We start from the raw sequence: 15,345 nt of genomic DNA, 5'->3' as shown, positions 1-15,345 counted from the left end.
GAACCAGCGGACGCTCGCCCGTGCCGGATGGTTGACGCGATGAGAGGCATGGACACGGGGCTGGAGCAGCAATGGCTGTCCGCTGTTGTGCCTCTTTTTTCGCATGGGGACCTTGTTTCTGAAATTCTTCGTATTTTGTCAACATTCGGAGGGGGCCGCTTTTTAATTTCGACAGCTTTCATGTATAATGAAATCTGTGTGAAATGTTCATTCTAAGAAAACGTGTTAGTCCTATCCATGTTAAAAATGTCCGGAGGTAACCATGTATAACGACAAAGTGAAAATTTTCTCGGGATCTTCCAATCCCCACTTGGCCGAAAGAATATGCGAACAGCTGGGACAGCCCCTTGGCAGCATCAAGCTTTCCCGGTTCAAGAGCGGCGAGATCTATTGTTTATATCAGGAAAGCGTACGAAACGCGGACGTGTTCCTGGTCCAGACTTTTTCCCACCCCATCAACGAGCACTTTGTGGAACTTTTAGTCATGATCGACGCGGCCAAGAGAGCATCCGCCCGATCCATCACTCTGGTGGTTCCTTATTATGGTTATTCTCGTCAAGAGAGGAAAGCCGCTCCGCGCGAACCTATTTCAGCCAAAATGGTGGCCGACCTTCTGACCTACTCCGGAGTCCAGCGCCTCGTGACGATTGACCTTCACGCACCCGCGATTCAGGGATTTTTCAACATACCGGTGGATCACTTGACGGCTCTGGACCTGATTTCCGATTACATTAAAAAGAAAAATATCGTCAATCCGATAGTCGTATCGCCTGACGTTGGACGCGCCACCACTGCCGAGAATCTGGCGAGCATCATGGACGCGCCTTTCGCTATGATGATCAAGAAGCGCCCTGCCCATAATGAGGCCGTTATTACCCATATTATCGGTGATGTGGCAGGCAAAACCCCGATTATTATCGAGGACCTGATCGACACCGGAACGACCATCGTCAATGTCGTGGAAGGCCTGAAGGAAAAAGGGGCGAACGACGTCTATATATGTGCTACGCACCCGGTGTTCTCCGGCCCCGCGCTACAGCGGCTGGACCATCCGAACATCAATGAAGTGGTGATCACCGACTCGCTGCCGATTCCGGACCAGCATCCGTCCAAATTTACCGTGCTTTCCGTCGACAGACTGCTGTCGGATGCGATCCGCATCATTATGGAAGGCGGCTCCATTTCTTCCTTGTTCAAATACGGCGGCGTATAACCGCTTTTAAATTTATAGTAATCCCTTGGAACTATGGTATACTTTGAAGTGAATTCATTGTATACGGAGGTGTCTTGCAAAATGGAAAACAAAAAACGTGCATCGGCCAAAACTAAAAAAACCAAAGTCATTTCACTTCAAATGGATGCGACGTTTTTTTTCGAGCGGGCCGTTCAGTCCTTGGATCGGTTTCATTATGACAAGGCACTTAAATATTTCCGCCGTGCAGCCGAATACGAGCCGGACAACGCGGTCAACCACTGCAATCTTGCGGGAGTATTATCCGAAATGGGTAATTATGAAGAGTCTAACGAAGTGCTTGAGCACATCGTTCATAATATAGATCCGGATATGACCGAATGCTACTTTTACATGGCGAACAATTACGCCAATATGGAGAAATTCGAGTCCGCCGAACAGGCGCTGGTCACCTATTTGGAGACGGATCCGGAAGGCCAGTTCCTGGAAGAATCAGAAGAAATGATGGAGCTGCTGAGCTTTGAGCTGGAACGTCCGCCACAGGTGAAATTCGTTAAAAGCCGGGAAGGCATGTACGAGCACGATAAAGCGAGAAGCCTGCTGGAGGAAGGGAAGTTTGCAGAAGCGGTGAAGCTGCTGGAAAAATTGGCGGGCGACAGCCCCGATTTCATGGCCGCACGCAACAACTTGGCCCTGGCTTACTATTATATGGGCTTTTTCGACAAGTCGATCGAAACTATCAAAGGCGTGCTGCAGGCGGATTACGGCAACCTGCACGCGCTCTGCAACCTGGCTATATTTTACCAGCATTTGGGCAATCGCAGCGATCTGGAATCTCTACTCGAGCTGCTGCGCAAAACTTATCCTTATCATCACGACCATGTGTTCAAGCTTGCTACTACGATGGGCATCCTGGGCGAGCACGAAACGGCGCTCCGGTTGTTCAGAAGGCTGCTTAAGTCCGGAGAAGCGGGAATGGATGCCTCTTTGTACCATTACGCGGCGGTCGCAGCCTATAACATGGGGCGGCGCCAGGAAGCAGTCCGGATGTGGAAGCAGGCGCAAAAGCTTGATCCCGGATCGGGAATCGCCGATTTTTATTTGAACCAGCTTAAACATATAGCAAACGGCCAACCTGCCGATACGATATCCTATCATTACCATCTGCCTTTCGAGGAGCAGTTCAAGCTGCTGGAGAGGACGAAGGATGGCCTGCCGGAGCATCTTCAGAAGGACCCTCTTGTGCGTTCCTCTTTCTTCTGGGCCCTGCGACATGGCGACACGGAAACGAAGCTGCAGGTGATTCAGGCTTTTGCCATTATCGCTGACGGCGAGGTGAAGGAATCCCTTCAACAGTTCATTGCGGATCCCATGGAAGAGGATTACTTGAAGCGGGTGGCCATATTTGTTCTGAGAAGCATCGGGGTCACCAAACCTTTGAACGCTTTTCTTGAGGGCGAAGAGCAGGTTGTGCAGTCTTATCCTTTTTCTCCGAAGCTGCCGAGCTGGGATCCCCGCTGGAAAAAAGTGATGGGTGTCGCGCTGTCTCATATGAATAAAAGATACGACCTGGTGCAGCAGCATGATTTGGAAACCCTTTGGGTAGAATTCCTTACGAGAGTGTACCCGCAAACGCCTAATGTGGTGAAGGTGGAAGCCTGGGCTGCGGCTCTGGAATATTTAACGGCGAAGATGCACCGAAGGGAGATTTCGTTCCAAGAGGTGGCAGCGCGCTACGGGGCGTCCGTATCCACGATAAGCAAGCATGTAAGAACGATTGACGAAGCCTGCGGTTTGAAGAAGAAAATGGAAGCCGTGCATCAGCAATTCAAGACTACCGATATTCATTAATTTCACTATAAACCGTTGCATACCTCGCGGATGTGTGGATTGAATTCATGGAGGGATAGTTATGTATAAAACGATTGTAGTCGGCACCGGTCCGTCCGGATTAACCGCAGCCATCTATTTGGCCCGCGCGAATCTCAGCCCGCTCGTCATCGAGGGCCCGGAACCGGGCGGACAGCTGACAACCACCACCGAGGTGGAAAACTTCCCCGGGTTTCCCGAAGGCATCATGGGCCCCGAGCTGATGGAGAATATGCGCAAGCAGGCAGAACGCTTCGGCGCCGAATTCAAGAGAGGCTGGGTGACCAGCGCCGACCTGTCCAAGCGTCCTTTCAAATTAAATGTCGAGGGGCTCGGAGAGATTGAGACCGAAAGCTTGATCATCTCGACGGGGGCCTCGGCCAAGCTGCTTGGCATTCCGAACGAGAGGGAGGCCATCGGCCGGGGAGTCAGCACCTGCGCAACTTGCGACGGATTCTTTTTCCGGGGCAAGAAGATCATTGTCGTGGGAGGCGGAGACTCGGCTATGGAGGAGGCGAATTTCTTGACTCGGTTTGCGACAGAGGTTCGTTTGGTGCACCGGCGATCGGAGCTGCGCGCTTCGAAAATCATGCAAGATCGCGCCCGCGAGAACGCCAAGATCACTTGGAGCCTGAACTCGACTCCGTTGGAAGTGGTGACGAGCGAGACAGGCGTGAAGGGACTCAAGGTCAAGAATAATGAGTCGGGAGCCGAGGAGCTGCTTGAAACCGACGGGATTTTCGTAGCGATCGGGCACACCCCAAATACCGGGTTCCTGGGCGGCCAGATTGAAACTGATGAAACGGGATATATTCTGGTGAAGCCGGGTACGACCGAAACCAATGTTCCGGGAGTGTTTGCCTGCGGTGACGTACAGGACCACAAGTACCGCCAGGCTATTACAGCTGCCGGAAGCGGCTGCGCAGCAGCTCTGGAATGCGAGAAATTCCTTGAGGGCAACATGGTGCACGACTGGAGCCGGACCCTGTAATCTCCTGCAGCCGGAGAGAGCAGGGCTTTTCTACTAACAGCGTGGAATTTGATCGGTTCCACGTTTTTTCTTTGCTAAGTGCGGCCTTTCTGCTTCTTGACCGTTCCAAAGGGTTGTCTTATAGTTGGGAAAGGAAGATTTCGACTAAACTTTTTGAGGTGAAACTCATGTCTGAACAGATATACATTGGGATCGATTTGGGAGGAACGGCTATTAAGGTGGGGATCTGCAATTCCGAAGGGAAGCTGCTGCACACCTATGAAGGGGCAACCGGTACGGAGCATGGCGCGGAAGCTGTATTGGACAATATTGCCAAATATTCACGTCTTATTGTTGACCAGTCTCCGTACAGCTGGGAACAGGTGGCCGGCGTCGGTGCCGGATTGGCCGGCTTCCTGGATATTCGCAACGGTATCGTCAAGCTGTCTCCCAACTTGAATTGGGAAAATGTGCCTGCCAAGCAGATTCTCGAGCAGAAACTCGGAAAGCCTGTGAGTATTGATAACGACGCCAATGTGGCGGCATTGGGGGAGGCCTGGAGCGGTGCAGGAGCGGGGATTTCCAACCTGGTCTGCTATACCCTTGGAACGGGAGTAGGCGGCGGCATTATTATTAACGGCAGGATTTACGAAGGCTCCAAAGGCATGGCCGGCGAGCTGGGACATATGGCTATCGTGCCGGATTTGGAAGCGATTCAGTGCAATTGCGGCCAAGTCGGCTGCCTGGAGACAGTGTCCTCGGCCACCGGCATCGTGCGGATGGCCAAAGATGCGGTAGAACGCGGCGAGCGTACGGCTTTGCACCTGCTGGAAAACATATCGGCGAAAGACGTGTTTGACGCTGCCAAAGCAGGGGATGAAGTGGCGCGGCGCATAGTCCAGAGGGCCGCTCTGTATTTAGGCAAGTCCATGGTGCTCATGTCGGTTATTTTGAACCCTGAGCGATTCGTTTTCGGTGGAGGCCTGTCCAAAGCCGGGGAAATTCTGTTCGAGCCGATTCGCGAGTATTACAAAAAGCATGCTCCCGCAGCTTCCCAGGAAGGGGTCGACATTGTTCCGGCCACTTTGGGCAATGACGCGGGGATCGTAGGCGCAGCAGGATTGAACATCCGCTCGCGTTAATCGGTTTATTATGAGCGATATCGAGTCCATATGAAGATATGGTATCGCGGCTTCCCGCAAAGTACCTGGCCAGGCTCCGCAGCATCGCATCACTTTGCGCGGAATATTTTGAGGAGGGAAAGGCATTGGAAAAATCGCACGCTGTAGCCAAGCTGGTAATTATTACAGGGATGAGCGGGGCAGGAAAAACGATTGCCGTACAAAGCCTGGAGGACCTCGGATTTTTCTGTGTGGATAATCTTCCGCCCGTATTGATTCCCAAATTTGCCGAATTGATCGAGCAGTCCAAGGGCCGGATCCAGAAGGTGGCTCTTGTGATCGATATGAGGGGAAGGGAATTTTTTACCGCTTTAACGGAGTCTCTGCGGGACATCAAGGAAAATTACACGCTGACCTATGAGATTCTGTTCCTCGACGCTACCGACGCCACTTTGGTGCAGAGATACAAGGAAAGCCGCCGCAAACACCCGCTGGCTCCTCAAGGCGCTCCTCTGCAGGGAATCCAGCAGGAAAGAATTCTGCTGCAGGATTTGAAAGGCTTCGCTACACAGGTGATTGACACCAGTTCATTGAAGCCGGCGCAGCTGAAGGAGCAAATTATCTCCCGATTCACCAACCTGGAGGAGAACAGCATATCTATAAATGTGATCTCTTTCGGCTTTAAATACGGAATTCCTATTGACGCCGATCTGATCTTCGATGTGCGCTTTTTGCCTAACCCCCACTATGTCGAGACGCTCCGGCCCAATACGGGCCAAGACCCTGAAGTGTACGAATATGTGATGAAATGGGCGGAAACCCAGGAATTCCTGGCGAAGCTGTTGGATTTGATGCATTTTCTGGTCCCTCAATACAAGAAAGAAGGCAAGAGCCAAGTTGTGGTCGGTATCGGCTGTACCGGGGGCAAACACCGTTCGGTAGCGATCGCGGAATACTTGGGCAAAGTGATGGGAAGCAGTGAGACGGAAACAGTCCGGGTCAGTCATCGGGATTCAGAGCGCGACCGTCACTAAGAGGTGAAAAGATGGAAGTCAATCACAGAAGGGAATCGGGACGATTACCCAAAATCGTAGTAATCGGCGGAGGAACAGGTCTGTCGGTCATGCTGCGCGGTCTTAAGGAGAAGCCTCTTGATATTACGGCAATTGTCACGGTGGCCGATGACGGCGGGAGCTCCGGAATTCTGCGCAATGAGATGCAGATGCTGCCTCCGGGGGATATCCGCAACGTGCTCACGGCTCTCGCCGATGTGGAACCTCTTTTATCCCAGCTCCTGGAATACAGATTTAAGTCGGGGACAGGTTTGGCGGGCCATAGTTTGGGCAACCTGATTCTAGCGGCGATGAATGATATAACGGAAGATTTCGTGCAAGCGGTCGGCTACCTAAGCAAGGTATTTGCCGTACGCGGGCGGGTGCTTCCCGCATCCAACCATTCCATTGTGCTCAAGGCGGAGATGCAGGACGGACAGGTCATTGAAGGAGAATCCAAAATCCCTCTCGCCGGAGGGGTCATCAAACGGGTTTTCATCGAGCCTGTTGACGTCGAGCCTTTACAGGAGGCTATCGAGGCCATAAAAGAGGCGGATGCTATACTGGTAGGACCGGGAAGCCTGTACACGAGTATTCTGCCCAACCTGATCGTGCCCAATATCTCTCAAACGATCCTGGATTCCACCGCAGTCAAAATTTTCATCTGCAACGTGATGACACAGCCCGGAGAAACCGATGATTATTCGGTAAGCGATCATTTGGAAGCGATCCATCAGCATGTAGGGCATCATTTGTTCGATTATGTCATTGTAAATAATGGCGAAATACCGACCCAGGTGCAGGAACGATATGCGGAGGAAGGCGCGAAGGCGGTGCATCTCGACCTGGATGAGGTGACGAGACGCGGCTACAAAGTCATTGCCGATAAGCTGGTGCTGTTCCGCACTTACCTGAGGCATGATGCGGAGAGGCTGAGCGGCCATATTTATCAGCTGGTGGAAAGCTGGATGTCAAAGAAGAGGTGAGTCCCCTTGTCGTTCGCCGCACAAACTAAAAAAGAGCTGACTCTTATTGAGGTGGACAACTGCTGCGCAAGGGCCGAGCTGTCCGCTCTCATCCGGATGAACGGAACGGTGCAGATAACGAACCAGAAGGTGATTTTGGACATATGTACGGAGAACGCAGCGATTGCAAGAAGAATTTACACCTTGATCAAAAGGATCTTCCAGCTGCATACGGAGCTTCTGGTGCGCAAGAAAATGCGCCTGAAGAAAAATAATGTCTACATCGTGCGCGTGCCGGGCCAGGTTCAGTACATCCTTTCCGAGCTGCAGATCGTTTCGGAGGGGTTTCATTTTACACCGGGTATCGAAAAGGGTATCATAAAGAATAACTGCTGCAAACGGTCTTATCTGAGAGGCGCTTTCCTCGCAGGCGGCTCCGTCAATAATCCGGAGGGCTCGTCGTATCATCTTGAGATTGCCTCCATGTACGAGGAACACAGCCAGGCTTTGTGCGAATTGGCCAATCGTTTTGACCTGAACGCGAGATGTATCGAACGCAAGAAGGGATTTATCCTGTACATCAAGGAAGGCGAGAAGATCATTGAATTCTTGAGCCTGATCGGCGCCCACCAAGCGCTGCTGAAGTTTGAAGATGTGCGGATCATGAAGGATATGAGAAACTCGGTCAACCGGATCGTGAACTGTGAAACTGCCAACTTGAACAAAACGATCGGGGCAGCAGTAAGACAGATCGATAATATAAGGCTGGTGCAGAAGGAAATGGGCCTCGAGAATCTGCCCGAGAAGCTGAGGGAAGTGGCGGAAATCCGTCTGATGTATCCCGACATTAATTTGAAGGAAGTCGGAGACCTGCTGAAGGGCCAAGTGACCAAATCGGGGGTAAACCACCGGCTGCGCAAGATTGACGAGATCGCGGAACGAATTCGCAATTCCTGAGCGGAATTTTAACATAGATGTTGCTTTGGAAAAATGTTATAATATTTGCTGAAACCTTTGCCTTTTAGTAATTAACATAGATTAACGATATAGATCTTGGGGGGTATTTAATCCATGGCGAAACGCCCGGTAGTCGTGAAATTAAAGACAGGTCTGCATGCCAGACCGGCGGCGCTGTTTGTTCAGGAAGCGAACAAGTTTTCTTCGGAGATATTTGTGGAGAAGGACGAGAAGAAAGTAAACGCCAAAAGTATTATGGGAATTATGAGCTTGGCGATCTCGACGGGGACAGAAGTTTACATAAGTGCTGAGGGTTCGGACGCAGAGCAAGCTGTAAACGCTTTAGCCGCCTTGGTAAGCAAAGAGGAGCTTGAGAACCAGTAACTGTTCGGACAATGAGGCTTCCAGCAGGAGAGCCCTTATCTGTACATTATGCTGGGGAACCGCTCTTATTGCTGCGAATAAGTTTCAAAGGCCCTGCCTCAGCTGGCTGCTAGCTGCTGTTCGGCGTCGGGGTTGGAAACCGCTTGTAGGGTGTCAGAGGCCCTGTGAGTGGTTTTTTTGTCGCGACCGAACATCCCTGGGAGGCTGCGATATCATTCGCAACTTTTTGCAGGAGTGTGCGTCTATAGTCAGCGTAGAACAAACTTCATGATCACATTTAAAGGAGTGCACGGAATGAATCGCAGAGCAAGGGGAGTATACGGTTTGATTGCGGTTATCCTTCTAGGGCTGCTGCTGCCGGGGAGCAAGGTCCAGGCCTTATCATCATCTACAAGCTACATCATGCTTTATATTGACAAAACCGAGGCGTATATTAATAACCAAAAAATTTCGCTCGATGCTCCGGCTGCCATTTTGAACGGCAGCACCTACGTGCCCGCCAAGTTTCTGGGAGATACTTTCGGGATTAAAGTGGAATGGAATGGAGCGACCCGTCAGATCGAAATGGTTACGCCGGACAACCGGATCATTTTCGACAGTGACAGAAAGACCGTGACCATTAACGAGATTCCAGTGCCTTTTGACAGTGTGGCTTATATTACACCGGGCGGAAGGCTGATGATCAAGCTGACCTGGATGGCCGACTATATGAAGGCCAAGTACACGTGGAACAATGAATTGAGACGTGTGGAGATTTTATATGTGAAGCCGCCGGTCGGCGTGTATAACCCGGATACTAACAACTCCAAGCCGGTGGCTAAATTTATGACGGCCAAGCCCGTTTACCGGATCGGAGAGCCGATCAAATATGTGAATCTCAGTTATGATGCAGATGCCGAAGGGATTGCGGATATGAGTTGGTCCGGTAAGCAGGATGCGTTTTTCGCTCCCGGTTCCTATCCTGTCACACTGACGGTGAAGGACGGGCACGGCAATGTGAGCGATGCTTACACTCGCAATGTGGTTGTGGAGAACACTCCATTCTTGTCCGAACTGGAATATCCGATCTATAAGGGGAAACCGGGAGCCTTTATCAAAACGGATTGGACCCAGCTGTACGGAAATTTCCTGAACCGTCCGCCTATCGCAAAAGTTGCCAAGAGCGACAGCTCCAGAAAGCTGCTGGTCAGCGACAGCCCGGAGGAATTTACGGAGCCCGGAATTCTGTACCAGGATAAGGTGAGCGGAAAAGCCCGATTGTATGCGGATCATGTCAACGGAACGAAAGATAAGATGTCTTTCGCGGTGCTGGTGACGAATACGTCGGATAAACCGGTGAACCTGCAAACGACGAACAAAGGGCAGGTGTATCCTTCGGTTTACGCCAACCTGATTGGCAACGAAGCTTCAGTCGATTTTCTGATGTACAACAATTACGGTGAAAAAATTACGATCTATCCCCAACAGACAATCGTTTACTCGCAAATGCCCGATTTTTATCCGGGCCAGGGAATGAACGCCTTCTTTGATGTCGAGACCGACGGCGAGGTGCAGTATTCGTTTGTGACGGATAAATACATCACGACGGATCTGCTGGCCAGCTGGAAGATGCTGCCCTTTACGGGGCATGTGAGAGGGACGTTCCCATCCTCGGAAATCCAATGGAATATAGACGCTGCGAACATCACTCAAACGATGAGTCTTACGATCGGAGACAATATAAACGATAAATTTATCGAGGGCTTTGACGCTCAGCGGAAAACCCCGTCGGTGAACCAGGGGAATTATGGAGTGGTGTACAAATTACACGCCGATAAACCGCGTAAGATGGCCATTCTGTTCCTGCCCAGAGGAGGGGTGTTCAGCGGTCCGATGAAGATCAACGGCGAATTCGTTAAAGTTCCGGTGTCCGGAGTTATGACCGCATTCGACGGCCTTCAGCTTGTGGGACGGACCACAGGGAAGGAGGATTCGCTCGATATCGAATTTACGCCGCCGGCGGGCTCCGCTTTCCCTGTCGATCTCCTGTTCTATCCTTTGGACGATACAAAATAAACGCAAAAAAGACCTTATTCCTCCTTATGTGAGTGAATAAGGTCTTTTCTTTCATGCGGTTAAGCTATAAGGTCAGGACTTCTCGATGACTTTATCGATCAAGCCGTAGGCCTGCGCTTCCTCAGCGGACATGAAGTAATCGCGGTCGGTGTCTTTGTCGATCCGCTCCAAGGGTTGGCCTGTGCGCTCAGCAAGGATGCGGTTCAGGTGATCACGCATTTTGATAATGCGTTTGGCGCGGATTTCGATGTCCGACGCCTGGCCTTCAGCTCCGCCCAGCGGCTGATGGATCATCACCTCGCTGTTGGGCAGTGCAAAGCGTTTGCCGATGGCTCCGGCAGCCAGCAGGAAAGCACCCATGGAAGCGGCCATACCTACACAAATGGTAGAAACATCGGGCTTGATGAACTGCATGGTGTCAAAAATCGCCATCCCTGCGGTAATCGATCCGCCCGGGGAGTTGATGTAAAGGTGAATATCCTTATCCGGATCCTGCGCCGCGAGGAACAGCATCTGAGCGATGATAGAGTTCGCCACGACATCGTTTACTGGCGTTCCAAGAAAGATAATGCGATCCTTCAGCAGGCGGGAGTAAATGTCATAACCCCGTTCGCCTCTTGCGTCCTGTTCAACAACCATAGGTATAAAGCTCATACATCTTCCTCCTCTACAATATGCCCGCAAAGTGAAACGATGCTTGGAAGCTTGTTCCGTGTACTTTGCGGGAAGCCCCAAAACCTTTAGGAATTCGGTGTTATATTTAGTTTAATTCAGGGTATCTATGTATATCATAACCGAAATCGCAGCAAAGGTCAATAAAGGTCAAACCATGTCGTAAAAAAAACCAGTCTCTCAACTGTCAGTTAGGTAAGTGGCGCGCTCGCGAGGAATCGAACCTCGATCTCAGGCTCCGGAGGCCTACGTCATATCCATTGGACCACGAGCGCACTACAAGCAAGTGAAACTTATTATATGATAAACATGTTTAAAATGCAAGCGTATGGAGGCAGTCAATTAATTCCTATGAATTTATGTCAGACTTCGTAAATTTTTTAGACGGTTTTTTGCATTCATCGTCACAATTGGGTATAATATAGTCAGTTCAGAAATCGCAATCGATGGAAGAACGATAGATCGCGTCTCCGCGGTCGCCTTCTTGACCCGGCTGAACGAAAGTTGTAATATGGAGCCGTACGGCACAATCCCATTATCACTTTTCATGTCTCCAGCGTAGTATATTACGTGAACGGACTTTATTTTTTGCCCGTGTGGGACTTAAAATGTGCAGGCGGGACATTATGTGACCCGAGGCGGCAGAGGTGGGATCATGAGAGAATTATTGGACATTCAGCTCCAGCTCGTGCCGGATCTGATGGATGTCCTCAAGAAACGCTATACGATCCTGCATCATATTCTGCTCTCCGGAGTGGTGGGCCGAAGGACGCTGGCCGTATCTTTGGACCTGACGGAAAGGGTAGCCAGGAGCGAGACCGAGTTTTTAAAGCAAAACGGTCTGTTAGAGGTTGAGCCCTCCGGCATGAGAGTCAGTGATACGGGCAGAACGCTCCTTAGCCGGATGGAGCCGATGATCAAGGACCTGTTTGGGCTAAAGGAGCTCGAACAGCTGATCCGCACCTCTTTCGGACTCACTGAGGTGGTAATTGTCCCGGGGGACTCCGACGGTTCTCCGTACGTCAAGAAAGAGCTGGGCAGAGCCGGCGCAGCGGTGCTGCGAAAGTATATGGGCAGGGATGAAGTGATTGCCGTCACCGGCGGTTCAACAATGGCCCAGGTAGCGGAGCATATGACTTCTTCGACTTCCATGAAAGGCACCTGGTTCGTGCCTGCGAGGGGGGGCCTTGGAGAAAGCCTGGAGTTCCAGGCCAACACGATCGCCTCGACCATGGCGAAGAGGACCGGAGCCAAGTATCGGCTGCTGCACGTGCCTGACCATCTCGGGGAAGAAGCTTATCAATCTCTCATCGGCGACCCTACGATTTTCGAAGTGATTGAAGTGATCAGGGCCGCGCGCATCGTCGTCCACGGAATCGGAGATGCTATGGTCATGGCCAGAAGAAGGAAGGTCGACCAGGCTACGATTGAAAGCCTTATAGAAGAAGGAGCCCATGCGGAAGCGTTTGGTTACTATTTCGACCGGGAGGGGCAGGTCATACATAAGATGCCCACGGTTGGCATGAGGCTCGAGGATATTTCAAGCAAGGATCTTGTGATAGGCGTCGCCGGCGGAAAAAGCAAAGGGGAAGCGATCGCTTCCGTGCTTTTGACAGGGCATGAAGATGTGCTGATCACCGACGAAGCCGCAGCCTTGGAAGTGGTTCGCAGGGTTAATCATGACGGGCTATCAAGCTCGTCTTGAGTATATAAAATAAATAGATTTCTTAGGAGGAAACTACAAATGGTAAAAATTGGTATCAACGGCTTTGGCCGTATCGGCCGCAACGTATTCCGTGCAGCATTGAACAATCCCGATGTGCAGGTAGTAGCTGTCAATGACCTGACTGACGTTAAAACACTGGCTCACCTTTTGAAATATGACACGACTCACGGCCGTTTGGATGCAACTGTAGAAGCTGGGGAAGGCGCATTGACCGTCAACGGAAGAAACATTAAAGTCTTCGCCGAGCGCGATCCGGGAGCTCTTCCTTGGGGCGAGTACGGCGTTGAAATCGTAGTGGAGTCCACTGGTATCTTTACGGCAAAAGATAAAGCTTCCCTGCACCTTAAAGGCGGAGCCAAGAAAGTTATCATTTCCGCGCCTGCGACTGACGAAGATATCACTATCGTTATGGGCGTTAACGAAGATAAATACGATGCGGCCAGCCACACGATCATTTCCAATGCTTCTTGTACGACCAACTGCCTGGCGCCGTTCGCGAAAGTGATCAACGACCAGTTCGGAATCGTAAAAGGCATGATGACTACCGTCCATTCCTATACGAACGACCAGCAGGTGCTTGACCTGCCTCATAAAGACCTTCGCCGCGCCCGCGCAGCAGCCGAGAACATCATCCCTTCCACTACCGGCGCAGCGAAAGCAGTATCCCTGGTGCTTCCCGAGCTGAAAGGCAAATTGAACGGTATGGCTATGCGCGTTCCTACTCCAAACGTATCCGTAACGGATCTGGTTGTGGAAACAAGCAAGAAAGTGACTGTGGACGAAGTGAACGCGGCTCTTAAAGCAGCATCTGAAGGCCCTCTTAAAGGAATCATGAACTTCTCCGACGAGCCTTTGGTATCCAGCGACTACAACGGCGATCCTGCTTCCTCCACCATTGATTCCCTGTGCACTATGGTTGTAGGGGAGAACATGCTGAAAGTCGTATCCTGGTATGACAACGAGTGGGGCTACTCCAACCGCGTTGTCGACCTGGCCAAATTCGTCGCAAGCAAAGGTTTGTAATTCACTTGGCAGGCGCAGCGTCCGGCAGCTTTTCCTGCTCCGCGTCGAGCCGTTAAAGCGAAGGCAGCGATCATAAAGAGGAGAGAGGCTTCTCCTCTTTACCCGTTGCTTTTATGCTTTTCAGAGAAAAGTAGAAGAGTTCAGGGAGGCTTTGGGCATGAACAAGAAAAGTATCCGCGATATCGATGTATCCGGCAAAAGAGTGTTTGTCCGTGTAGATTTTAACGTTCCGTTAGAGAATGGTTCGATTACTGACGATACCAGAATCCGTGAAACGCTTCCCACTATCCGTTTTCTGGTGGATAAAGGCGCAAAGGTCATTCTTGCGAGCCACTTGGGTCGTCCGAAGGGACAAGTTGTGGAGGAGCTCAGGCTGACTCCGGCTGCAGTCCGATTGTCCGAGCTGCTCGGCAAGGAAGTAGCGAAGGCGGATGAGGCTGTCGGCGAGGCTGTGCAAGCGAAAATTGAAGGCATGAAGAACGGCGATGTGCTGCTGCTTGAGAATGTGCGCTTCTACCCCGGAGAAGAGAAGAACGATCCGGAGCTGGCGAAGGCTTTTGCGCAGCTGGCGGATGTCTACGTGAACGACGCGTTTGGAGCGGCTCACCGTGCACACGCTTCGACTGAAGGGATCGCTCACCATCTTCCTGCCGTGTCCGGCCTGCTGATGGAAAAGGAGCTCGATGTCCTGGGCAAAGCGTTAAGGAGCCCGGACCGTCCGTTTACGGCGATCGTCGGCGGAGCAAAAGTGAAGGATAAGATTGACGTTATTAACAATCTGCTCAACCTTGCGGATAACATTATTATCGGCGGCGGTCTGTCGTACACGTTCCTGAAAGCTCAAGGCCTCGAAATCGGCAAATCCCTTGTCGACAACGAGAAGCTGGACCTTGCGCTGGGCTTTATCAAGAAAGCTCAGGACAAAGGCGTAAACTTCCTGCTTCCTGAAGATATCGTCGTTGCCGATGATTTCAGCCCCAATGCGAACACCAGAATCGTCGCAATCAACGAAATTCCGGCCGACTGGGAAGGCGTGGACATCGGACCCAAAACACGCGAGAAATACGCGAAGGTGATTGCGGATTCCAGGCTTGTGGTTTGGAACGGGCCGATGGGCGTCTTCGAAATGGAACCATTCTCTCACGGTACACGTGCCGTTGCGGAAGCTTGCGCGAATACTGCGGCGTATACCGTAATTGGCGGCGGAGACTCGGCTGCTGCGGTAGAAAAGTTCCATATGGGCGATAAAATGGACCATATTTCCACTGGCGGTGGCGCTTCCCTCGAGTTTATGGAAGGGAAAGCATTGCCAGGAGTGGTAGCTCTTAACGATAAGTAATCAAAGGAGTTTGATGCGCT

13 protein-coding genes and 1 tRNA gene are annotated in these 15,345 nt (G+C 51.4%); 12 read left to right on the top strand and 2 right to left on the bottom strand.

All coding sequences use genetic code 11. The features are described 5' to 3' along the window. Positions 1-262 precede the first annotated feature (262 nt). The 9 genes from ACZ5N7_RS13415 to ACZ5N7_RS13375 all read left to right on the top strand — a co-directional run bounded on the left by ACZ5N7_RS13415 (position 263) and on the right by ACZ5N7_RS13375 (position 10,565). Positions 263-1,213 (top strand): ribose-phosphate diphosphokinase, encoded by a 951-nt coding sequence (locus ACZ5N7_RS13415; RefSeq protein WP_464654834.1) that lies wholly within the window; start codon positions 263-265, stop codon positions 1,211-1,213. An 81-nt stretch (positions 1,214-1,294) separates the two neighbouring features. Further along, positions 1,295-3,043 (top strand): tetratricopeptide repeat protein, encoded by a 1,749-nt coding sequence (locus tag ACZ5N7_RS13410; RefSeq protein ID WP_464654833.1) that lies wholly within the window; start codon positions 1,295-1,297, stop codon positions 3,041-3,043. Between the two features lie 61 nt (positions 3,044-3,104). Then, positions 3,105-4,052, top strand: coding sequence for a thioredoxin-disulfide reductase (gene trxB / locus ACZ5N7_RS13405; protein WP_464654831.1), 948 nt, complete (start codon positions 3,105-3,107; stop codon positions 4,050-4,052). Positions 4,053-4,219: 167 nt separating this feature from the next. Then, complete coding sequence (locus ACZ5N7_RS13400) at positions 4,220-5,173, top strand: ROK family glucokinase (protein ID WP_464654829.1); 954 nt, start codon at positions 4,220-4,222, stop codon at positions 5,171-5,173. 125 nt (positions 5,174-5,298) lie between these two features. Continuing rightward, positions 5,299-6,186, top strand: a complete 888-nt coding sequence (gene rapZ, locus ACZ5N7_RS13395; protein WP_464654827.1) for an RNase adapter RapZ — start codon at positions 5,299-5,301, stop codon at positions 6,184-6,186. A gap of 11 nt (positions 6,187-6,197) precedes the next feature. Beyond that, positions 6,198-7,190, top strand: coding sequence for a gluconeogenesis factor YvcK family protein (locus ACZ5N7_RS13390; protein ID WP_464654825.1), 993 nt, complete (start codon positions 6,198-6,200; stop codon positions 7,188-7,190). A 6-nt stretch (positions 7,191-7,196) separates the two neighbouring features. Next, the gene (gene whiA / locus ACZ5N7_RS13385) at positions 7,197-8,126 is read left to right on the top strand and encodes a DNA-binding protein WhiA (RefSeq protein WP_464654823.1); all 930 of its coding nucleotides are present in this window, start codon (positions 7,197-7,199) and stop codon (positions 8,124-8,126) included. Between the two features lie 114 nt (positions 8,127-8,240). After that, positions 8,241-8,510, top strand: coding sequence for an HPr family phosphocarrier protein (locus ACZ5N7_RS13380; RefSeq protein ID WP_464654822.1), 270 nt, complete (start codon positions 8,241-8,243; stop codon positions 8,508-8,510). Between the two features lie 294 nt (positions 8,511-8,804). Further along, positions 8,805-10,565 carry a copper amine oxidase N-terminal domain-containing protein gene (locus ACZ5N7_RS13375; RefSeq protein WP_464654820.1) on the top strand — a complete coding sequence of 587 codons (1,761 nt, stop codon included), beginning with the start codon at positions 8,805-8,807 and terminating at the stop codon, positions 10,563-10,565. 72 nt (positions 10,566-10,637) lie between these two features. On the opposite strand, the gene clpP is transcribed toward ACZ5N7_RS13375, so the two are convergent. Further along, entirely contained in the window at positions 10,638-11,219 is a 582-nt protein-coding gene (gene clpP / locus ACZ5N7_RS13370) for an ATP-dependent Clp endopeptidase proteolytic subunit ClpP (RefSeq protein ID WP_464654818.1), read from the bottom strand. Positions 11,220-11,437: 218 nt separating this feature from the next. Beyond that, positions 11,438-11,512, bottom strand: a tRNA-Arg gene (locus tag ACZ5N7_RS13365). 380 nt (positions 11,513-11,892) lie between these two features. Between ACZ5N7_RS13365 and ACZ5N7_RS13360 the strand changes: the two genes are divergently transcribed. The 3 genes from ACZ5N7_RS13360 (at position 11,893) to ACZ5N7_RS13350 (ending at position 15,325) form a co-directional block, all read left to right on the top strand. Continuing rightward, positions 11,893-12,942 (top strand): sugar-binding transcriptional regulator, encoded by a 1,050-nt coding sequence (locus tag ACZ5N7_RS13360; protein ID WP_464654817.1) that lies wholly within the window; start codon positions 11,893-11,895, stop codon positions 12,940-12,942. 39 nt (positions 12,943-12,981) lie between these two features. Next, positions 12,982-13,986: a type I glyceraldehyde-3-phosphate dehydrogenase gene (gene gap, locus ACZ5N7_RS13355; protein ID WP_464654815.1), complete on the top strand. Its 1,005-nt coding sequence runs from the start codon at positions 12,982-12,984 to the stop codon at positions 13,984-13,986. Between the two features lie 157 nt (positions 13,987-14,143). After that, positions 14,144-15,325, top strand: coding sequence for a phosphoglycerate kinase (locus ACZ5N7_RS13350; protein WP_464654813.1), 1,182 nt, complete (start codon positions 14,144-14,146; stop codon positions 15,323-15,325). Positions 15,326-15,345: the final 20 nt, after the last annotated feature.

The organism is Paenibacillus sp. JCM 18996, assembly GCF_055392555.1.
The sequence above is the reverse complement of the archived record's forward strand: the minus strand, read 5'-3'. Positions and strand labels throughout refer to the sequence as shown.